15 protein-coding genes are annotated in these 20,834 nt (G+C 73.7%); all 15 read right to left on the bottom strand.

The window, feature by feature from the left end; genetic code table 11:
- Positions 1-2 precede the first annotated feature (2 nt).
- Positions 3-2,210, bottom strand: coding sequence for a hypothetical protein (locus tag ABZ463_RS22975; RefSeq protein ID WP_362778715.1), 2,208 nt, complete (start codon positions 2,208-2,210; stop codon positions 3-5).
- Positions 2,211-2,214: 4 nt separating this feature from the next.
- On the bottom strand, positions 2,215-3,417 hold the full coding sequence (locus ABZ463_RS22970; protein WP_362778713.1) for a hypothetical protein: 1,203 nt from the start codon (positions 3,415-3,417) through the stop codon (positions 2,215-2,217).
- 3 nt (positions 3,418-3,420) lie between these two features.
- Positions 3,421-5,721, bottom strand: a complete 2,301-nt coding sequence (locus tag ABZ463_RS22965; RefSeq protein ID WP_362778711.1) for a hypothetical protein — start codon at positions 5,719-5,721, stop codon at positions 3,421-3,423.
- A gap of 9 nt (positions 5,722-5,730) precedes the next feature.
- Positions 5,731-7,314, bottom strand: a complete 1,584-nt coding sequence (locus ABZ463_RS22960) for an Hsp70 family protein (protein ID WP_352008891.1) — start codon at positions 7,312-7,314, stop codon at positions 5,731-5,733.
- Positions 7,311-9,296, bottom strand: a complete 1,986-nt coding sequence (locus tag ABZ463_RS22955) for an SPFH domain-containing protein (RefSeq protein ID WP_362778709.1) — start codon at positions 9,294-9,296, stop codon at positions 7,311-7,313. The genes ABZ463_RS22960 and ABZ463_RS22955 overlap by 4 nt, the downstream gene beginning before the upstream one ends.
- On the bottom strand, positions 9,296-11,176 hold the full coding sequence (locus ABZ463_RS22950) for a TIR domain-containing protein (RefSeq protein WP_362778706.1): 1,881 nt from the start codon (positions 11,174-11,176) through the stop codon (positions 9,296-9,298). Before ABZ463_RS22950 ends, ABZ463_RS22955 begins: the two co-directional genes overlap by 1 nt.
- A 3-nt stretch (positions 11,177-11,179) precedes the next feature.
- The gene (locus ABZ463_RS22945; protein WP_352008894.1) at positions 11,180-11,524 is read right to left on the bottom strand and encodes a CU044_2847 family protein; all 345 of its coding nucleotides are present in this window, start codon (positions 11,522-11,524) and stop codon (positions 11,180-11,182) included.
- Between the two features lie 213 nt (positions 11,525-11,737).
- Complete coding sequence (locus ABZ463_RS22940) at positions 11,738-12,925, bottom strand: MFS transporter (RefSeq protein WP_362778703.1); 1,188 nt, start codon at positions 12,923-12,925, stop codon at positions 11,738-11,740.
- Positions 12,925-13,911 (bottom strand): ABC transporter substrate-binding protein, encoded by a 987-nt coding sequence (locus ABZ463_RS22935; protein WP_362778701.1) that lies wholly within the window; start codon positions 13,909-13,911, stop codon positions 12,925-12,927. The genes ABZ463_RS22940 and ABZ463_RS22935 overlap by 1 nt, the downstream gene beginning before the upstream one ends.
- A complete protein-coding gene (locus ABZ463_RS22930; RefSeq protein WP_352008897.1) occupies positions 13,908-14,687 on the bottom strand; it encodes an ABC transporter ATP-binding protein in 780 nt (259 codons plus the stop codon). Before ABZ463_RS22930 ends, ABZ463_RS22935 begins: the two co-directional genes overlap by 4 nt.
- Entirely contained in the window at positions 14,687-15,724 is a 1,038-nt protein-coding gene (locus tag ABZ463_RS22925; RefSeq protein WP_362778699.1) for an iron ABC transporter permease, read from the bottom strand. The genes ABZ463_RS22930 and ABZ463_RS22925 overlap by 1 nt, the downstream gene beginning before the upstream one ends.
- 12 nt (positions 15,725-15,736) lie before the next feature.
- Positions 15,737-17,068 carry a YcaO-like family protein gene (locus tag ABZ463_RS22920; RefSeq protein ID WP_362778697.1) on the bottom strand — a complete coding sequence of 444 codons (1,332 nt, stop codon included), beginning with the start codon at positions 17,066-17,068 and terminating at the stop codon, positions 15,737-15,739.
- Between the two features lies 1 nt (position 17,069).
- Entirely contained in the window at positions 17,070-18,410 is a 1,341-nt protein-coding gene (locus ABZ463_RS22915; protein ID WP_362778694.1) for a YcaO-like family protein, read from the bottom strand.
- Positions 18,407-19,960, bottom strand: coding sequence for a CocE/NonD family hydrolase (locus ABZ463_RS22910; RefSeq protein WP_362778691.1), 1,554 nt, complete (start codon positions 19,958-19,960; stop codon positions 18,407-18,409). Before ABZ463_RS22910 ends, ABZ463_RS22915 begins: the two co-directional genes overlap by 4 nt.
- Complete coding sequence (locus ABZ463_RS22905) at positions 19,957-20,712, bottom strand: hypothetical protein (protein ID WP_352008902.1); 756 nt, start codon at positions 20,710-20,712, stop codon at positions 19,957-19,959. The genes ABZ463_RS22910 and ABZ463_RS22905 overlap by 4 nt, the downstream gene beginning before the upstream one ends.
- Between the last annotated feature and the right edge of the window lie 122 nt (positions 20,713-20,834).

The raw sequence follows: 20,834 nt of genomic DNA, 5'->3' as shown, positions 1-20,834 counted from the left end.
GCTCACTCCCGCTTCCACACCAGCCGGGGACGCAGGCGTTCCCACAGGGCGGTTCGCGGGCGCACCAGCTCCTCGTAGCCCCGCAGGAGGTCGGGGTCGTGGGCGAACCTGGCCCGCACGGAGCCCAGGGGCGACCCGCGCGCCCACGCGTCGAGCCGTTCTGATCCGGCCCCGCCCAGCCGCAGCCTGACCGTGACCTCCAGGAGCCTCGCCTGCTCCTCCCGCGACCTGACGCGTCTCAGCCACAGGTCGACCAGCCACGCGGCGGCCCGGCGGGAGGCGGTCATGACGACCTTCGCCCGGAACTCGGGCCCTCTGGCGTCCAGGACTCCCAGCACCGCCTTCGCCACGGCCCCGCGCAGCTCGGGACCGGCGGTCTCCCTGGCGTCGAGGAGCCTTTCGAGCGGTCCGGTCAGGTCACCGGGCCGGACCGCGCCGGAGATCTCCGCGACGACGACCACCAGCTCGGCGCTCCCGGCGGGAGCGGTCGACGTCACCAGTCTCGCCAGCCTGGCCGTCTCCTCCCGCGGCCCGCCGCTGAGGAACGCGCGCCCCGGCAGCTCCGCCAGGACCGGGGAGACCCCGGCCGAGGCGCCCAGCCGTTCCGCGAGCGCCCCGCACTCGGCAGGCGTCGGCGGCCCGGCCCAGATCTCGCGCAGCACCGTGTCACGTCCGGGTTCCGGCGCCAGCCGTACCAGCCGTTCCGTCGCGTCGATCCGGCCGAGCGCGCCGCGCCGCACCAGGCGGTTGAGGACGGCCGCTCCGGTACGCGGGGCGCGTGTCAGGTCGGCGGGCGCGAGCAGGTCGCAGACCTCGTCGGTCAGCAGCCGGGCCCGCACCTCCTCGGGCGCCGTCTCCAGCCCGGCGAGCGCACCCTCGACAAGCCTGCCGCGCCAGCCGTACGGCATCCGCCCCGCGGCACGCCGGAGATCACCCGCCCCGGCACGGACGAGCGCGGCGGCCCGGCGTTCCAGGTCGCGCCCCGGTACGGCCAGCCCCGCCTCGGCGGCGAGCAGCGCCACGGCGGCGAGACCGGTCAGGCTCTCCGCCCCGCCCAGCGCGTCCCGCACCCGGGGTTCGAGCGCCCGGCGGGTCGCCGCGCGCAGCCGTACGGCGGGCAACGGCAGCTCGGGGTCCCGCAGGGCCAGCGCCACGCACCGGGCTGCGCAGCGGTCGGCCGTGTCCGGCGGGCCGGTCGCGCTCGCGGCGGCGGCGAGCTCGTACTCCATCCGGCCGGCGGCGCCCTCCAACGCCCGCCACACCCAGGCGGGGAGACCGGCCTCCAGCAGACGTGCCGCGTCCAGCTGCTCGGCGCGGGTGACGGTGACGTCGCCGTCGCAGAAGGCCACGAGGGCCGCGGCGGCCTCGGGGTCGGTACGGCCCAGCTCGGCCATGCCGTCCAGCGCGGCCATGTCCATCCGCCGCCAGCGGTCCACGACCGTACGGGCCAGGCGGCCGGTCCCGGAGCCGGCCGCGGGCCGGGTGAGATCGACCACCTCGGCGTCCAGGTCGGAGGGGAGCCAGACGTCCGGCGTGGTCCCCACGATGATCTGCGAGGCCGCCGCCGGATCGGCGCTGTAGGTGGCGAACGACAGGCCGAGGGCGACGGCCTGCGGCAGCGAGTAGGAGATCACGGTGATCCACCGGACGATCTCCTCGACGTCCCCGGCCACCAGGACCAGCCTCCCGTGCCCCCGGGTCAGGGCCCGCACCGTCGTCTCCAGCAGGAAACCGAGCCGGGCGTAACCGCCGTCGCCCTGGCCCGCGAGCCACTCCCCGAGGGATTCGGGGTCGGCCGTGCCGCCGGGGACGATCTCGGTCAGCTCGGGCAGAGCCGTCTCCGGGGAGTCCTTCCAGAAGGGGGCCCGCCACAGCTCCACCGGTCTCAGGCCGGTCAGCTCGCCGGGGGAGACCACCAGGGCGTGCCCGAGGAAGTTGCCGTAGCGCCCCGAGTAGTCCCGGCCGAGATGGACGCAGCGGGTCAGCACCCGGTGGGAGCCGAGGAGGTCGTAGGTCAGCGCGACGGGGAAACGCGACGCCTCCCGCTCGGTCGGGGCGAGCGGGGCGCCGGGCGGCGGCCGGTAGGTCAGCAGAGGGGCGACACGCGACCGCAGGCCCTCGGGCAGCCCCGGTGTCTCCGCGACGAACTGGAACCCCGCCCGGCCCGTCGGGCCCGCCGCCACCGAGGTGTAGTGCAGCTGCCAGGCCACCGCCTCACCGCCCCGCGCGCAGCATGCCGAACCGGTACAGCAGCCACAGCAGCGGATCCTCGACCCGGTAGGGGCGCACGCCTCCCGGCCCGACCCTGCCGGCCCCCAGGTCGGGCTCCCCGCCGAGGGCGGAAAGCCCGAACAGCGCGTGGCCGGTGTAGTGCTGGCCCAGATACCGGTCGATCGCGCCCGCCTGCCACCGGTCGAGCAGCGCCCGCACCTGCTCGTGCACCGCCTCCCGGTCGTCGAGGTCGAGACGGCCGGTGCGGGGCCGGGCGCGGTGCAGGGCCGACTGGCGGCCGAACTCGGGCCGCAGCGCGTCGATCTTGCTGAGCGCCACCGCCACCGGGATCCGCAGCCGCCGCGGGAACCATCCCGAGAGCCACCCCGAACGGTGCCGTTCGCGCAGCAGTTCGGTGACCCTGGCGAGCACGTCGAGGGGGTCGTCGCCGGGGTCGCCGTTCACCGGGGGGCCCGCGCCGGGAAGCCCGAGCGGGTCGAGGAGGACGACGACGCCGTCCGCCGCGCCGAGGTAGGACAGGTACAGCTCACTGCGGTCGCGGCTGCGCAGGTCCTCACCCGCCGCGTCGAACAGGACCAGCGCCAGCGAGCGCGTCCTGTCCCACCTGATCCGGAACTCCCGCCCGAACAGCCGCACCGCGCGGTCGAACGACCAGACGGTCCTGGACAGCAGATAGACCAGGGGCCCACCGGGGTCGGTCTCCGCCGAGCGGGTCGCGCCGAGCAGCCGGTTCTCCTCGTAGAGCGGGCGGGCGAAGTCACGCCGGTAGCGTTCGATGGTCCGTTCGTCGCAGCCCATGAGGGTGGTGTTCAGCTCCTCGCCGACCTGGTTGGCCAGTTCGTGCAGCAGGACGGTGAGGTAGGTGCTCTTCCCCGAGCCCTTCGCCCCCACCAGGGCGACGATCCTTCCCGGCCGCCGGCAGTACTCCGCGGGCAGCGGGCCGTGGCACCGGGGGCAGACCCGGCGGCCGGTCGGCCGGTGACAACGGGGACATTCGGCCCGGCTCCCGGGACGGGGCACCGCGAACGCGGGAGGCAGCGAGACCCCCGAGGCCGAGCCGAGATGGCGGGCCAGGACCTCGTCGGGCTCGGGGTCGCAACCTCCCCTGCGCCCCGAGGCTCCGACGCACCGGAACTCGATCCGGCCGGGACGCAGCCTCGCGAAGCAGTGCGGACAGGTGACCACGGCTCACCCCACCCTCAGCCGCCGCACCGGCGGATCGACGAGTTCGGCCTCGCCCTCGGCGAAACAGCGCAGCCAGTACGGCCCCGCCCGGCCGGGCACCGGCGCCTCCAGAGTGACCGGGACCTCCAGGTCGCTCCACTCGGCCAGGACGACGCCGTCGGCGGCGGAAACGGGCTGGACGCGGCCCCGCCGCAGCACGAGAGACAGGCGTGCCAGCCGTACGGGGCGTTCGCAGGTGAACGTGAGCACCAGGCGGCGCCGCCAGGGCGGTCCCTGCCACATCACGTCGTAGCGCACCGGCGGCCTGGCGGGCAGCCGTACGGAGGACACCGGCCCGAAGACGTGTCCCCCCTCAAGGAACAGGGCCGGGGCCACCTCGACGGTCAGCTCCTCGTCCTCGGGGACGGTCAGCCGGACGCCGCCCCGGCCGCGGTAGAGCGCGGAGGAGACGATCCGCTCCCGGCCGTTCCAGCGCACCAGCGCCTCGCTCACCTCGGGCGGCCAGGCGAACCCCACGTACACGACCTCGCCCCGGCGTTCGGCGGTGAGACCGGCGACGGGCGGCAGGCTCACGTGCTCACGGTGGCCGCCGATCGTGGCCAGACCGCCCAAGACGGTCACCGCGAGCAGGACGGCGCCGACCCCGGCGGGCCGGACCGTCAGGCCGTCCCGGTGCGGGGAGGAGGGCACGGTACGACTCGCCGCGCGCAGGCCGGCCACCGGGACCGTCGTTCCCGGCGGCCAGGGCGGCTCACCCGGCAGGGCGACGATCTCCAGGACGCCGGTCGTGGGCGCCTGGCAGCGCACGAGGAACGCCCCCGGCTCCTCGGGGTCGGGTTCGAGGGCGAACGCGCGGACCGCCTCCGGGCGCAGGAGGAGTGGTTCGGCGCCCGAGGGCGCGGCGGCGGCCTCGCCCCGGCGGGCGACCACCTCGTAGCGCAGGGCGGTGTCGACGGCGGGGGCCTCGTCGAGGAGGGAACATCCGGCGACGACGGCCAGCGGGACGCCGTTCCTGCGCACCTCGTAGCCGATCTCCCCGACCCTGGACGCCGAGGGCTCCCACGAGACCAGGACGCCCTCCGCGCACGCCTCGGCCGTGACCGGCCCGGCCGGGTGCGGGGCCAGCCTCGCCTGGAGCTCCCCGGCCTCCGGCAGGCCGGGCACGCTCGCCAGCGCGTCCCGCAGCATCAGCCAGGCCCGGTCGGGGTCCGTGCCGTCCCGTACGGCCTCGTCCCTCAGGCGCACGGCCGTGTCCAGCCTGGTCTGGGCCTCGGCCACCAGGTCGCCGACCTCTCCGGCGATCGCGGCCACGTCGAGGGTCCGCGCGAGATCGACGGCGCCGACGACGTCCCCTCCGTCGATCAGCTCCTTGAGCCGGGCCGCCGTGTCACCCGGCGCGCCGCCGTAGCGGCTCTCGTGCCGGACCGCGAAGACCAGCCCGCGCGCCTCGTCGAGGGTCAGGCCGAGACGGCCGACGGCGTACCGCACGAGGGTGCCGTCGTCGGCGTGTTCGCGGGCCCGCTCCCGCACCCGGGTCACGAGGTCGTGACGCACCAGCTCAGCCGGGTCGGGCACGGCGCCCAGCGCGGTCAGCACGGTCTCGGCCTGGGTCGTCAGCGTCCCCCTCGGCTCGGCCGCCCACCTCGCCCGCACCCCTTCGAGGGCGTCACCGCCGAGCGGTGTCCCGTCCGGCAGGGAGAAGCCGCCGAGCACCCGCGTATCCCGGCAGGCGTCACCGAACACGAAACGCGCCAGATGCCGTTCGCCCAGCGTGTCGAGGGCCGCGCGGACCTCGCCGTAGCCCGCGTACGGCGGGGCCTGCGGCAGCCGGTCGGGCTCGCGCGCCTCGATCCTGAGCTCGCCGCACAGCGCGAGGGTCTCCTCCGCCCCGAGTCCGGTGTCCCGCGCGATGCGTTCCACGACGTCGGGAAGGACCAGGCGCAGGCGGCCCGCGGCGGCCCGCAGACGCTCCTCGGCGTCCGCGCGCCGCCTGGCCGCGTGCTCCGCCGTCTCCGCCAGGGCCGTGCGCAGCGGGCCGAGATCCCCCCGTTCGGCCGCGGAGAAGATCTCCCGGTACCTCCCCTGGTCGTCGGCCTCAAGCCGGTTGACGAGCCGTTTGAACTTCAGCTGCCCCCTGGCCAGCCGCCAGCTCTGCCGTACCCGCCTGACGGTCTCGGTGACCTCGGCGGCGCTCATCGTCTCGTCCACCCGGTAGCGCGCACGCGGATCGTCGGGGAGCGCGCCACCGGGGCGGCGGGCGGGTTCGAGGACCTCCTCGACGTACCGGTCGTGGTCGAAGGCCATCGGGGCCGCCTAGCCGACCCGCACCTGGGACAGCCATGTGCGGGACTCCGCGACCTTCTCCTCGGACATGCCTCCTATCTGGACCCGCAGGTCGAGCCGTTCGCCGGTCTCCCGTTCCCTGGCGGTCACGTGCAGCAGGCCCGAGGAGTCCAGGTCGAAGGCGACCTCGATCGGCCAGCCCCTCGGCTTGCCCGGCGGGATCGGCAGCTGCCCGGTGGCGATCCTGACGTTGTCGTCGAGGCGCGGCGACTCGGCGGCTCCCGCCTGCTCCACGATCTCGACGGTGACCACGGCCTGGTCGGGGACGACGGTGTAGAACTCCTCCGTCACGGACGTGGGCAGGGGGTCGTTGGCGTGCACGAGGTGGAGCACGTGCGGTGTCTCGCTGTTTCCGCCGGTCAGGACGATGCCGAAGCCTCGGGAGGCGACCGTCCTGATCGTCGTGTTCTCGATCAGCTCCCGCCGCTCCGCCGTCAGCCCGGCCTGGGCGGCGACCGCCTCGGCCCCGGCGTGGTCGCCCGAGCGCAGCAGGCGCCGGTAGGTCTCCTCGAAGGCGTACAGCGCGGCCCCCTTGGCGACCGCGAGGTCGGGGTCCTGGATCAGGACCGGGACCCCGAACGCCCGCCGCAGCGCCTCGGCGACGGCGGGCATCTTCGTGGAGCCGCCCACCAGGATGAACTGGTCGTAGTCGCGCACCCCCTTGGCCGCCGCCGTCTCCATCGTCCGCCTGGTGATCTCCACGGTGCGGTCGAGAAGGTCCCTGGTCAGCTCCTCAAGGGTCTCCCTGGTGAACTCGACCCTGGCGACCCTGCCCTCGTGGGCGACCCGCACGACGTGCCGGTTCCTCGACGAGAGGGTCCTCTTCAGGGCCTCGGCGTCGACCCGGAGCTGTTGTTCGGCCTGCGGGTCGTCCAGCGGACTGCCGACGTCGGGGTGCTCCAGGGTGAACTCCTCGACGAGGTGCTCCATCAGCCGTTCGTCCCAGTCGGTGCCGCCCAGCTCGCGGTGGCCGTCGGTGCAGACCACCTTGATGCTCCCGCCCCTGAGCGTGATGACCGTGGTGTCGAAGGTGCCGCCGCCCAGGTCGTAGACGAGGATCGTGCGGTCGAGTTCCGGGTTGAGCAGACCGTAGGTGATGGCGGCGGCCACGGGCTCGGAGATGATGTCCACGACGGTGAGCCCGGCGATCTCGCCCGCCTTGCGGGTGGCGTCGCGCTCGGCCGCGCCGAAGTCGGCCGGGACGGTGATCACCACGTCGCGCACGGCCTCCCCGGTCGCGACCTGGGCGTCCTCGGCCAGTTTCCTGAGGATGAACGCCGAGATCTCCTCGGGGGTGTAGGTCCTGCCGTGTCTCCTGTGCGGGGTGCCGTGCGCCATCTCCCGCTTGATCAGGCTGACCGCCAGGCCGGGTTCCAGGACGGAGCCGTCCCTGGCGGCCGCGCCGACCACCACGTTGTCCGCCGACTCGAAGAACACCACGGACGGGACGGTGTCGGTGCCCTCCAGACTGCGCAGCACCGTGGGCCTGCCGGTCTCGTCCACCCGGGCGATGCAGGAGTAGGTGGTCCCGAGGTCGATGCCGTAGGCGGTCATCCGGCGCCCCCGCCGCTCGCGCGGAGCTCCGCGACGACGGCAAGCGGCTCGGTGAGCAGCCGGCCGGGCCTGCGGATGAGGTGGCTGAGCTGCCGGTGCCCCAGGCGGAGCACGGCGTGCTCCCCGCCGGCCGCGGCGAGCAGGACCGGCCCGACGAGCAGTACGGCCGGCGTCGTGCCCTCCAGGACCTCGACCAGCTCCGCCGCGAGGTCCGAGCCGGGGGTCTCCCGGTCCGTGGCGCGGCGCAGCTCGGCCTCCAGCTCCTCGGAGGTGGCGGCCCTGCCCGCGTCCGCCGCCCTGATCGTGACCGTCTGGAACCACGGGTCGGTGACGGGCTCGGACTCCCCGGCGACGGTCCATCCGCAGGACCGGACGAACCGGTCGAGGGCGTCCCGGACGTCGGCGTGGTCGTCCTCCCGTCCGAGACAGAGGACGACGCGCTGTTCGAGGGGCGGCTCACCGCCCATGTCGGCCAGCAACGCCGAGCGCTGGTCGGTCAGGGCCCGCTTCAACTCGGCCTCGACGCGGCCTCCCGACGGTCCCCGGGCGATCTCCGGCCGCCGTGGGCCGTTCAGCGCGGTGCTGATCACCTCCTGCGCGACCTGGAGCGGCATGTACTGCAGGATTCCCTCCGCGTTGCCGCCGACGTAGGTCGGCACGCCTATCTCCTTGAGGTGGGACATGAACCGCTCCATGGCGACGTGGTCGGCGCCGAGGAGCCGGACCTGCTCCTCAAGGATGACGGCCTCCAGCCTGCGGCGTTCCCGCTCGGTCCTGATCCGCTTCCGCTTGATCTCCTCCTCGATGTCGGCGTTCTCGTTCTCGTGCTGGAGCCGCTGCTTCCGGGTGCGCGCCTCGACGTTGGCCTTGCGCAGCTCGTGGATGGTCGTGTCCTCGGGCTCGAACTCGCCGATGGTGGTGCTGATCGCGGTGACCTGCCAGTCGCCGAGCGCCTCGCGCACCTGCCCGGCGAGTTCGAGCCGGATCGGCTCGGGACTGTCGAGGAAGTCGAGGGTCAGGCGGCCCGCCGCCGCGCGCTGGAAGTAGCTCTCGACCGTCTGGGCCAGGACCTTGTCGATGAACCGCCGCACCGGGGGGTCGTCCTGGGCGGTCTTCTGCTCGCCGACCCGGCTGACCAGCACGGGGGCGGCCCTGGCCGGGATCTGGATGGTCTGGCTCATGTCGAAGCGCACCCAGTAGCCCTCGACGTTGATCCGGATCTGGTCCAGTGAGGAGTCCAGGTTGGTCGGCCGTTTCTGCTCCGGCCTCTTCCAGTCGAGGACGAGGACCCGGGTGGGGATCTGCACGACCCTGGCGAACCAGGGGTTGATCCGGTAGTCGCCGCCGCCGAGGGTCTCCTCCTGCACCCCCCGCTGTCCCCCGCCGTCCAGGAAGACCGTGGGGAGCTGGAAGCTCGCGTGCCCCGGCACCCGGCGGCCGAGCGCCCCCTCCTCCTCTCCCGCGGGTTCGCCCTCACGGACCACCACGACCCCGGTGGTGCCCTCCGGAATGGTGATCTCCCTGAGGTCGTCGTCGGTGAGGCCGTGCCGGCCCTCCACGGGGGTGTTCACGGTGATCACTTCGAACAGCTCCGTGTTGATGGCGTAGGAGGCGCCGCCCCGCAGGACTCCGGGCTGCCTGCCCCGCGTTCCGCCGTTGCGCAGGAACGCCACGCCGTCCTGGAAGTCACGGCACTCGACGTGCGGGGCGAGGTTCCTGACGGGGGAGGGCGGGGCGCCGTCCCTGGCCACGACGACGCCGATCGTCCCGAGCGGCACCTCGGTCCGCCTGACCACCGTGACCTCGTACAGGACACCCGGCAGCACGTGGATGCGGTCCGACTGCAGGACCGCCGCCTGGACGCCCGGGGAGGTCTCCTGGACGCGGATCTCGCGGCCCTCGTCCTCCGGGTGTATCCGGCCGACCCTGCGGCGGACGATGCCGATCTCTCCCTTGGAGAGCTTGACGACGAGCCCGGACATCATCGCCGCCCTCTCATCTTCCTCAGTCGTAGATGGACCGCCATCGCCGTCTGCCTCCACTGGTCGTGCCAGCCTCGGTGGTGTTCGAGCTGCGGGTTGCGCAGCGTGGGGAAGAAACCCGCGGGGAGCGGCTCCGGCGGCACGAACTCCCCGTATCTCGGTGTCGCCTGACGGCCCCTGCGCCAGCCGAGGGCGTCGGCCAGTGCGAAGAAGTCACCGGCGTGCCCGGCGGGCGTACCCGGGGGAGGGCCGCCGTAGCGGGCCAGCTGCGCCCCGAACCCCTGCGTCCCGCCCATGGAGCGGGCCCAGACCGCGTCCACCTCCTCCAGCAGGCCGTACGGCAGGAGCTCTCCGTCGAGCCGGCGCATCCAGCCGTCCCCGAGACGTCCGGCGGCGTCGAGGAGAAGGGTCGTCGTCCAGATGTCGGCGTGTTCGAGGCCGCCGCCGTCCAGGAGGGAGGTGAGTTTCCTTACCGAGGCCCTGCCGGTGACGTGTGGAACCGGGATCGGCGCCCTGGGCGGTGTCCTTCGAGGCGGTGCCTCCCAGGACGGTGTTCTCCGAGGCGGTTCTGCGGGTGGCGGGGGAACCGTCCCGGTGGCCGCGTCACGGACCTCCCGCAGGACGCGCAGGTAGTCCTCGCCGGGCATCGCGCCGTCGCGGGCGTCACAGTGCCGGGTGGCGCCGAGGATGTAGAGGGGTTCCCCGCGCAGGAGGACGGGGAAGAACCTGCGGTTGCGCCGCTGGCCCTCCAGGACCTCTCCGATCACCCGGCTGGATCTCTCGGCGTCGGGTGAGACGAGCACGATGACGCCCAGGGCCTGGGAGATGCGCCGCCTGGTCTCCTCGACGGAGTCGTCGCCCCACCTCACATGGGCGTCGTGCCACACGGGCACCCCCTGGAGACGCAGGTACTCGCCGAGCCGCTCCGCGTAGGCGGCGTCCTCGGCGCAGGAGGAGAGGAAGAAGGCGGGACCGGTGGCCTCCTCCCCCGGCGGGGGAGAACTCGGGGCGGTCCTGAGCCACTCCTGCAGCCCGGCCCGGACACCGGGGCCGGTCAGCCGCGTGGACAGGGCGGTGACGATCCTGGTGAGCCGGTCGTCTCCGTGAGGTTCCGCGCGGAGCTCCTCGGCGACGAACCTGATGGCGTCCCACGGGGAGCGGAGGTCCCTCGGCCGGGGAATGCCGGGAAAGGTCCCCATGACCAGTTCCGTGAGGTCGGCGCCGGTCCCGGCGCCGTGGACGACCGCCCGCAGCCGGACCCGCGCGTCCCTGGACAGCCAGGGGAGGTCGAGGAGGTCGTCGATGTCCTCCCAGTGGCGGCGGATCGTCTCGACGGGAATCATGCGGCCGGTGCGACGGCTCTCGGCGTGTGAGGCGTCCGAGATCACGCCGAGGACCTCGCCGCTGTTTTCCTCGTATACGCCGGAACCGCTGAACCCCTCCCGGGGAAACTCCGCGTGACCCGTGGCGGCCTCGATGTGCAGCCATTCACCGATTCCGTGTGAGGAGGTCACCCGTAGCCGGAGAACCGATCCGAAAGGACCCGCGTCCCTCGGAAAACCGTGAGCGTTCAACTCGGCGGCGGTGCCGGGCCGGAGAGAGAACCTGGCCGGAGAGAGATCGACCTTTTCGGGCAGTTCGAGAACGGCGATGTCGCCGGGGTCTCCGGGACGCCGCCAGGAACCCGTGTACGAGACGCCCACGGGGATGTTCTGGAGGTCTCCCCGGCCCGTCTGCACGAAGCTGACGGTGAGGTCCGAGCAGCCCCACACGAGGTGCGCGCAGGTCAGCAGGTGCCCGGCGTCCACCAGGACGCCCGCGCCCGTGACCAGTGACCGGTCACGTTTCCCGGTGATCCGGGCCCGCCACGTGGTGAGCACGGCTCATCCGCGGTGCTCGTGGTTGTGCGTCCCCGACCACTTGACCCTGACGGTGAGGTTCCCCTCGACGGACGCCTTGGCGATGACGGCCCCCGCCTCCGTGCCCAGCTTCACGCCGAACTCGACCTCGACCTCGTCCGGGCCGATCGCGCTCTCACGGAAGGTCCTCAGGGCGGTCTCCGCCGCGCCCCTGACGTGTTTGAGGGCCTCTTCGAAGCGTTGTCTCGCGTCGTAGATGACCCGGTCACCGGTCGAGGAGACCGGGACCCAGTCCGTGACGTACTCCTCGTCCGTTTCGACGACCACCGTTCCGCCGTCGATCTCCCACCGTACGAGCTGTTTGGCCATATGTCCTCGTCTGTATCCGTCACTGGATGACCCGCCCCCGAGGAATACCGGTCTTAATATCAAAATATAACAAGATCAATATTTCCGTAAAGAGGAATATGGGCTGCTCGACTCGATGCTGAATTTTCCTGATATGGCCCGAAATCTGCACTTTATGGGACTAGTCGGGGATGCTTCCAGCCGGAGGATTTCCATCATGGCCGGAATCCTCGTTCAGTCCCGCGACGCCAAGGGAGCCTGCCGGGCCAGGGCACGTGCCGGAGGCAGGAGAAGCGACAGCAGTACGGCCACCGCCGTCGTCAGCAGGGCCGTACGGGGAGAGGTCAGCTCGGCCAGGAGCCCGGCGAGGGCGGCTCCCGCGGGCTGCCCGCCCCAGGCGATCATTCTGGCGGTGGTGTTGACCCTGCCCTGGAGGTGGTCGGGGGTCCGCTCCTGCCGTTCGATGATGCCGTTCAGGCTGACCAGGCTGTTGGCCGCCTGCCAGACGGCCAGTACCACCAGCCCCACGACCAGGTGCTCGGTCAGGGCCCACACCACCAGCAGTATCCCCACGGCCGTCAACGAGGTGAGGGAGATCGCGGGGGTGCCGAAACGCAGCCGCAGCCGGGGTACGGCCAGGCCCGCGGCCATGGCGCCGGCCGCCGTCGCGGCGAACAGCAGGCCGATCGCCGGATCGGCGGGCCCGAGGCCGAGCCGTTGGACCGCCACGACGACCAGCAGCCCCATCACGGCCCCCTCGGCGAGGCTGTTGCCGACGCCGAGGAAGGTCAGCGGCCCGACCACCGGGTGGGCGCGGATGTAGCGGACGCCGTCGAGGACCTCGGCGCGCAGATCACGGCGAGGCCTGGGCCCCGGCTTGGCCGGCGGCAGCCGGGCCAGCAGCAGCGCCGCCGCCACGTAGCTCAGCGCGTCCAGCCCCATCGCCGGGGCCGCGCCGGTCGCGGCGACCAACACCCCCGCCAGGGCGGGGCCGACGAGCGAGACCAGGGTGCTCCAGGTCATCAGGACGCCGGTCGCCCTGGCCACCCCCTCCCGCCCGACCAGCGCGGGCAGCGCGCCGAACGCGGCGGCGTCGAAGAACACGAAGGACGAGGCGGTCGCCGCGGCCACGACGAACAGGTGCGGCGTGGTGAGCAGCCCCAGCGCGGCGGCCGGCGGGACGCTCGCCACCAGCAGCGCGCTGAGCAGACTGGTGAGGGTCAGCACACGGCGGCGGTCCCACCGGTCGGCGAGCGCCCCCGCGGGCAGGCCGAGCAGCAGATAGGGGACCGCCTCCATGGCGGTGAGCAGGCCGGTCAGGGCGGCGTCACCGGTGCGCTGGTAGAGCAGCATCGGCAACGCGACAAGGGTGATCGACGACCCGGCCCACGAGATGATCCGGGCGGCGAGGTAACGGCGCATCAGAACACGTCCGGGTGCAGGGCGCGGGCGATCGCCTGGGCGCCGTCAACGGCACGCAGCCCCGAGTAGTCGGCGGCGGGCGTGGCGACCAGGCGGCTGTTCCTGACCGCCCTGGTCTGCCCCAGGTGCTCACGCAGCCACTTCTCGGCCGAGGCGCGGTCGGCCTCGTCGGTGTAGTGGTAGACGATCGTCTCCGGGTCGGCCTTGGCGACGGCCTCCACGGAGACGACGTCGAAGTTCTTGCCCGGGGGGATCAGCCCGTCGAGCACGTTGGCGCCGCCCGCGACGCGCAGGATGTCGGAGTACAGGCCGCCCGCCAGGCCGTACAGCTGCCTGTCGAAGACCTGCACCATGGCGGTGCGCACCGGGGCGTGTCCGTCGAGGCGGCGACGCAGGCCGTCAAGGGCCCTGGTGACGTCGCGTTTGGCGCCTGCGGCCTGTCCGGGCACGCCGAGCAGCCCGCCGAGGGCGTCGAGGTCGCGCCCGATGTCGGCGAGGGTCGCCGAGCCGGTGGTCCCCGGGCAGAACGCGGCGTCGACGTAGACGGGCACGCCCAGCGCGGCCAGTTCGGCGATGGTTGGCAGCTTCCTGCCGTCGAAGTTGTACTCCCCGTCGGCCAGGATGAAGTCGGGACGGGCGGCCAGCAGCGTCTCCTTCGACACCTCACCCCCGGACAGGACCTTGACCCCGGCGTAGTCGGCGGCGTAGGCCGCCTTCGGCGCCGACTGGCCGGCCCACACCTGGCCCGCGAGCCGGTCCTTGACCCCCAGGGCGAGCAGCAACTCGGTGTTGGACGGGAAGAACGACACGATCCGCTTCGGCCGGCTGTCCACCTGGACACTCCGCCCGCAGTTGACGACCTGGGCGGGGAAGACGCCCTCACCGCGCGGAGCCGAGGGGGCGGCGGATGTGGCGGGGCCGGCGCCGCAGCCCGCCGACAGGGCGAGGAGGGCCAGGGCGCACAGGGCCGTTCGTGGCGTTCTCATCGGGGGTCTCCAGTTTCCTTGAGGGTGTCCTTCAACGGGGCGAAGGTGAGGTTCGGCCGGCCGGTGAGCGGGTTGACGCCCAGGTGGGAGCGGACCCCGAACACCTCGGCGAGCAGGGCCGGGGTCAGCACCTCGCCGGGGGAGCCGTGGGCGACGACCCGGCCCGCCTCAAGTACGTAGAGCCGGTCGCAGTAGGCGGCGGCGAGGTTCAGTTCGTGCAGCGCCGCCAGCGTCGTCACGCCCAGGGAACGGACCAGGCCGAGCAGCTCGAACTGCGCGTTGACGTCGAGATGGTTGGTCGGCTCGTCCAGCACGAGCAGGGCGCCCCGCTGGGCCACGGCGCGGGCCAGCAGCGCCCGCTGCCGTTCCCCTCCGGACAGCGTCGAGTACAGGCGCTCGGCCATACCGGTCATCCCGACCCGTTCGAGGGCGGCGGTGACGATCTCCCGGTCGGCCGAGGGCGAGGTCCGGTGCGGGGTACGGCCGGTGGCCACGAGTTCGGCGACGGTGAAGTCGAAGCCGTCCCCGCCGTGCTGGGCCACGACGGAGATCCGCCCGGCGGACTCACGGGCCGTCAGGGCTCGCCACACGTCGTCTCCGCCGACCAGCACCGTGCCGTCGTCCGGACGCAGCGCCCGGTACAGCGCGCGCAGCAGCGTGGACTTGCCGCTGCCGTTCGGGCCGATGAGTCCGACGAACTCGCCGGGCTCGACCCGCAGCGCGACCCCCTCGACCCCGCCGAGCGGCAGGTTCAGGCCGGTGACCTCCACTCGCATCAGGACACCGGCCCTTCCCTGCGCAGCAGCCACAGGAAGAACGGCGCACCGATCGCGGCGGTCAGGATGCCGAGCGGAAGTTCGAGCGGCGGTGACAGGATGCGGGCGGCCAGGTCGGCGAGGACCAGGAACAGGCCGCCGCCCAGCGCGACCAGCGGCAGGGCGCGGCGATGGTCGGGGCCCGCGAGCAGCCGTACGGTGTGCGGCACGATCAGCCCGACGAACGCGATGCCCCCGGCGACCGAGATGACGGCCGCCGTCAACAGCGCGGCGACGGCCAGCAGCGTCAATCGGAACCGGTGCACGGCGACGCCGAGCATGGCGGCCGTCTCGTCGCCGAGCAGCATCGCGTTGAGCCGTTTGCCCTGCGCCGTCAGCCACGCCGTACAGGCCACGACCACCGCGCATGGCGCGGTCAGGTCGTCCCAGCCCGCGCCGGAGACCGAGCCGAGCAGCCAGAACAGGATGCCGGAGAGCTGACCGGGCTGGGCGCGCAACTGGAGGTAGCCGGTGGCCCCCTGCAGCAGGTAGGACAGGGCGACCCCGGCCAGGATCAGCCGGGTCGGCGCCAGGGTGCCGCGCCTGCTGCCGAGCAGCAGCACCAGGGCGAGCGTGGCGCACGCCCCCACGAAGGCCGCCCCCGGCACGCCGAGCCCGGCGACGCCGCCCAGGGTGATGACCGCGACCGCGGCCAGCGACGCCCCCGAGGCGACCCCCAGGACGTAGGGGTCGGCCAGCGGGTTGCGCACCACCGCCTGCAGCACGGCTCCGGCGACGGCGAGCCCGGCCCCGGCGACGAGGGCCAGGACGGTCCTCGGGGCCCGGGAGTTCCAGATGATCTCGTCGTCGATGCCGCTGACGCCCGCGGGACGCCGCCCGGTCGTCAGGTGGGCGACGACCGTGTGCCACACATCCGCGGCGGGCAGGTCGACGGCGCCGAGGCTGACGGCGGCCACCATCGCGAGCGGGACCGCGACCAGCAGCAGCGCCACCGCCAGCGGGTGGCGTCGCACGGAGATGAGACGGGAGGAGGCCAAGGGAGACTCTCTCTAGTGGGGCAGAGGCAGGCGACGGCGGGGACGGCCGCCCAGGGTCTCCGCCAGCCGGGTGCCGCCGAGGAACGGCAGCCCGGCCGCGGTGTTGGAGTAGGTGCCGGGCACCACGACCCGCACCACGCGCAGGCCCGCCTCCCGCACGTCCGGGGTGGTCACCTCGGCGCACAGCGCCTGACGGCCCAGCCGTACGGCCAGCTCGCGGGTGTCCCCGGGTGGTGGCACCGCCCGGGCGGGCACGTGCTCGGCCAGCGCCTCGGCGAGCTCCTCCTCGAACTCCTCCTGGACGGCCGGGTCGAGGTACAGCTGGAGGTGGCAGCCGTAGTCCACGACGTCGGCCAGGTCGGACCGGTAGGACGAGCCGTAGGCACGGTCGGCCCGCCACGGCTTCAGGGGACTGCGCGGGTCGGCGGCCACCTGGCAGTACGGCCCCGCGGGGTCGTCGAGCCCGGCGGTGAACAACTGCAACTGCAACGCCTCGCCGTAGGCCTTGACCATCGCCTCCTGGGCCTCGCGCCGTACGCCCATGCCGAGAGTGAGATGGCCGGTCTCCCGGTCGCGGACCAGCGCACCGGTCACGTGCAGACCGGTGGCGGTGGGGAAGCCGAGGAAACGCACGTGCAGCCGCCGCAGCGGCCCGGTGGCGAAGTCGGCCAGCCAGGGCGGCGGGGTCAGGGCGCGCAGCCCGGCCCGCCCGTGCCAGGCCAGCGTCATGGCGTCGCGCTCGGCGATCTCGTACAGGGCGCCCCGGACGGCGTACCCACGCGTCGGCCCGGCGGCCAGTCCGGCCTGGATGACCGGGTTGACGCGGGGCGTCGGCGGGGTGACGTCGGCGGAGAAGTACGACACCCACACCAGCCCCGCCGGCACGAGCGTCCCCCGGCCGTCGAGCAGGTCGACCGCCTCCGTCCATTCGACCGGCAGGTCACGGGTGAACGGCGCCAGGGGGAAACCGGGGGCGGCGTGCTGGGCGGGGGAGTACAGCGCCAGGTCCTCGGGGTCGAGGGCACGGGCCCCCTGGGCGGTCAGGTCGGCGTGGGAGGCCAGGACCAGCCGGGGAGGGACGAGGTTGCCGCAGTAGCGCTCCGCGGCTTCGCCGAACGCCGCGCCGCGCGCGGCCTGCGGGTCGGCGAAGGCGTATCCGGCACCCGCGGAGTCGCAGGGCCACGGGCCGAACCTGGTGGTGTCCGAGAGCACCGCGGTGACCAGCTCGAACGAGGCGGGTAGATGGCCGGGAGTGGCGGAGCGGACCAGGGAGCGGACGATCCCGGTGCGGGAGTCGAGCAGCGAGGAGTACGCCCCTGTTTCCAGGGCGGTGGGAGCAGTCATGTCAGGCCAGGGGGAGAGGGTGGGGGAACAGGTCGTCCTCGTCCAGGACGCGGGAGGTGAGGCCGAGCCTTTCCGGCACCTCGTACAGGCGTCCGCCGCCGCGCAGAGGGAAGGCCGGTGGGGCGTTTCCCACCAGGCCGGGCACCAGGACCCGCACCACGCACAACCCCGCCGCGGCCACGTCGGGGGTGGTCAGGTCCACGCTGTAGGCGGTGAACCCGGCCCCTGCCAGCCGGTCGAGATAGCTCGCCGCGTCGGCCGGGGGCAGGTCGTCCAGGTGGGGGCCGGGAGCCGCGCGCAGCCGGGCCAGAGGTTCGCCCTGCATGCGCGGGTCGAGGTAGAGCTGCGCGACGGCGGGCAGGTCGGTCAGGTCGCGGTAGTCCGGGCGGAAGGCGTCCCGGTAGGAACGGTCGGCCCGGTAGGGCCGGAACACGTGCTCCTCAAGCACTCCGGCGGCCACGGCCTGCCACACCGCGCCCCGCGGGTCGGCGAGCTGGAGCGTCAGGGAGTACAGGCCGAAGGCCTCGACCAGCGCCTTCGCCGCCGCCTCACGGGGAGTGGCCCGGCAGGCGCCGCCGAAGGCCACGATCCCGCCGTCGAGGTCCTCAAGGAAGGCCGCCATCACCGGCACACCGAACGGTGACGGTACGGCCAGCAGCCGGACCCGTGGCTCCTGTCTCCCGTCGCCGAGGGCCGCGGTGACCGTCTCCGGATCGGCCACGGCCTCGCAGGCGGCCCCGCTCGACCACCAGATCGTGGTGGCGTCCCGCTCGAACAGCTCCTCAAGGGCCGCCCGCTCCGCGTGCTCCCGGCCGCGCCCGGTGGCGATACCCGAGTACGGCAGGGCGTGGGTCGGCGGCTCGGCGGCACGAGGACCGTGAAAGTAGTCGAGCCAGACCAGGGACGCGGGAACCAGCATCCGGGAGCCGTCACGCATGTCCCGCGCCGGAGTCCAGGCGACCGGCAGGTCCCGGGTGAACGGGACGAAGGGGAAACCGGGTTCGCGGTACTGGGCGGCCGAGTACAGCGGGATCGTCTCCGGGTCCAGGGCCGCCTCGGTCAGGTCACGCCAGGAGGAGACGGTGAGCCCGGAGGGGACGGCGTTGCCGCAGTAGCGTTCGACGGCCTCCCCGAGCGCCGCGGCGCGGGCGTGCGACGGGTCGCCGACGGTCGCGCCGAACCCGTGCCGGTCGGCGGTCCAGGGGGCGAACCGCCGGGTGTCGGCGACGGCGGCGCCGTATCCGGTCCACCAGCGGGGCAGGCCGGGGCGGCGGGGCTGTGGTTCCAGCGCGGTCAGCACGCCGGTACGGGAGTCGACCAGCAGGTCTTCCGGGTTGTTCACGCGTTCTCCAGGTCTTGCGGGCTTCTCGGGGTCTCCAGGACCAGGCGGGCGGCGCGGACCCGTTGGCGGACGGGGGCCGTCGCGGTGGTCGTGTGGCGGTCGGCGCCGGTGCCGAGGGAGCGGGCCAGGCGCGGGAAGTCGCTGCCGGTGATCTCCAGGCGGAGCCGGGATCCGGCGGGCAGGCACGCCCAGACCGGGCTGAGCGCCAGACGTCCCGAACTCGCCGCCCTGCCCCTGGCCAGCTCGAACACCTGGTCGTCCACGGTGTGCTCGGCGAGCCGTACGATCCAGTCGGCGTCGGGGGCCGAGGCGGTGACGTCCAGGTGGACGGCGACCGAGGTGAACGACAGAGGCGCGGTCAGCGGCGGAGTGCTGAAGCGCAGGATGTCGGGCCGCCCGTCCAGGGCACGGCGGTCGGTGCCGGGGGCCAGGGACGGACACGGGTCGGCCGGGTCGTACACGAAGGCACCGGCCGGACCGATCCCGGGGACCTCCTCAAGACTTCCATCGGGCGAGCCGTCCCCGGGAACCTCGTCGACACCCTTACCGGGGTGGGCGTGCAGCACGCGTTCGCGGGTCATGGCCGGCCAGGGCCGCCAGGAGGCTCCGCCGACGGGCAGGACCATGTCGGGGCCGGGGTCCTCGCCCGCCAGGCAGGCGCGGATCCACGCGACCTGCGCCGCGCCCAGGTCGAACAGCGCCTGGGGGCCGTGCTCCCGGTCGATGTGCCGGGTCCGTCCGGTGAAGGCGAGGTCGTGCCCCCACGGTCCCATGATCAGCCGCTGCGGGGGGCGCGGGGTGCGGGCGGAGCCGACCGTCCGCCAGTGCAGGACGGTCTCGTCGGCCAGCAGGTCGTACCAGCCGCCGACGTGCAGCCCCGCCGTGGGCAGCGCGGCCAGCTCCTCCTCGGTGATCTCCTCGGCGGGGCGGTGGTCAGGACCCCGCAGGACGACCCCGGCCCAGCCTGGCAGGCGCACGCCGAGCCGTTCGGGCAGGCCGGTCACCGGCAGACGGGCCAGCGCGTCTCCTTCCTTGAGGAGGAAGGCGGCGAGGCCGTCCCTGCTGGTACGGCTGTCCGCGCGTTCGAGCCACCAGGCCGCGTGCTCGGCCAGCCGCAGCACGCCGTCCTCGAACTTGGTGCGGTGCAGCGCCATGGACGGACCCATGCTCACCACCGCGGGCACCGTCTCGGGGCGTTCGACGGCCAGCGCCCAGGCGGTGTACCCGCCGTAGGAACCGCCGTAGCCGACCAGCCGGCCGTCGCTCCACTCCTGGGCGGTGATCCAGTCGGCCAGGGCGGCGCCGTCGCCGCGCTCGTTGCGGTAGCACTCCCAGGCGCCGTCGGAGTCGTGGCGTCCCCGCACATCCTGGACCACGTAGCCGAAGCCGCGGCTGACCCACCCCGCCCCCTCCGCCAGGTGACGGCCTCGCCCGTACGGAGTGCGGGTGACGACGGTGGGGACGGGCCACGAGGAAGGGTCCGGCAGGCGGACGTCGAGGGCGAGCAGGGTGCCGTCCCAGCCGGGCAGCCGCAGGTTGAACCGGTTCATCGGACCGGCAGCGGCAGCACCGGGTGCCGGTCGACCCGTCCGGAGGCCGGATCGACCACGAGCTGGAGCCCCGCGGTGGCGGGCAGGTCACCGGTCCACCAGGTCAGCAGGTCGTTGACCAGCAGGCCTGCGGCGACCGCGATCGCGCCGGGGTTCGGCCACGGCACCGGCGGAAGCGGCACCGTACCGGCGGCGCCCTCGTCGAGGTAGGTCCACAGCCCGGCCAGCTCGTCGGGCAGCGCCGCCGCGGCGAGTCTGCGTCCCCGCAGGTCCCGGTAGGAGGCGGTACGGCCTGGCACGGTCATGGGGCCCACGACCAGCCTGCGGCCCTCGACGTGGCAGCGGTGCCTGACGGCGCCGTCGTCGTCGAGGCGCAGCCAACGTCCGTCAGGGAGCCAGCCCGCGCACTCGACCAGCGCGTCCGCCGCGGCCGGGTCGTCCACGGCGAGCGCGTTCCCCGTGCCGGCGAGCAGCCGTACGGTCTCGGCGGCCACCGGCCCGTCCCCGCGCACGCACACCCGAAGCGGCTCCTCGCTCCCGGAGGGAGCGTCGGTGAGCACGCCCCGCTCGCGCAGAGCGGTGGCCAGCGGTTCGAGGTCGGGGGCGTTCCCACCAAGGTAGGACTGCTCACGCATGCGTTCGAGCAGGTCGGCCCGGCCGGTCAGGCGGGTGAACCGCTCGTTCTCGTCGCACGAGCGCCACGTCCCGTCCGGGCCGACGTACAGGTGGTGGCCGGGGGTGATGGACTCCATGGGCTGTTCTTCTCCGCGACTCGCAAAGGGGGAAGGATGGGATGGGCGGACGGCCCGCACTGGGAGCGGGCCGTCCGTTCTGGAACTCAGGCGTTCCAGGTGAAGGGGGTGTGGACGAGGGC

Origin of the sequence: Streptosporangium sp. NPDC020145, assembly GCF_040631275.1 — a bacterium.
Taxonomy (GTDB): domain Bacteria; phylum Actinomycetota; class Actinomycetes; order Streptosporangiales; family Streptosporangiaceae; genus Streptosporangium.
This window is presented reverse-complemented; position numbering and strand designations above follow the sequence as displayed.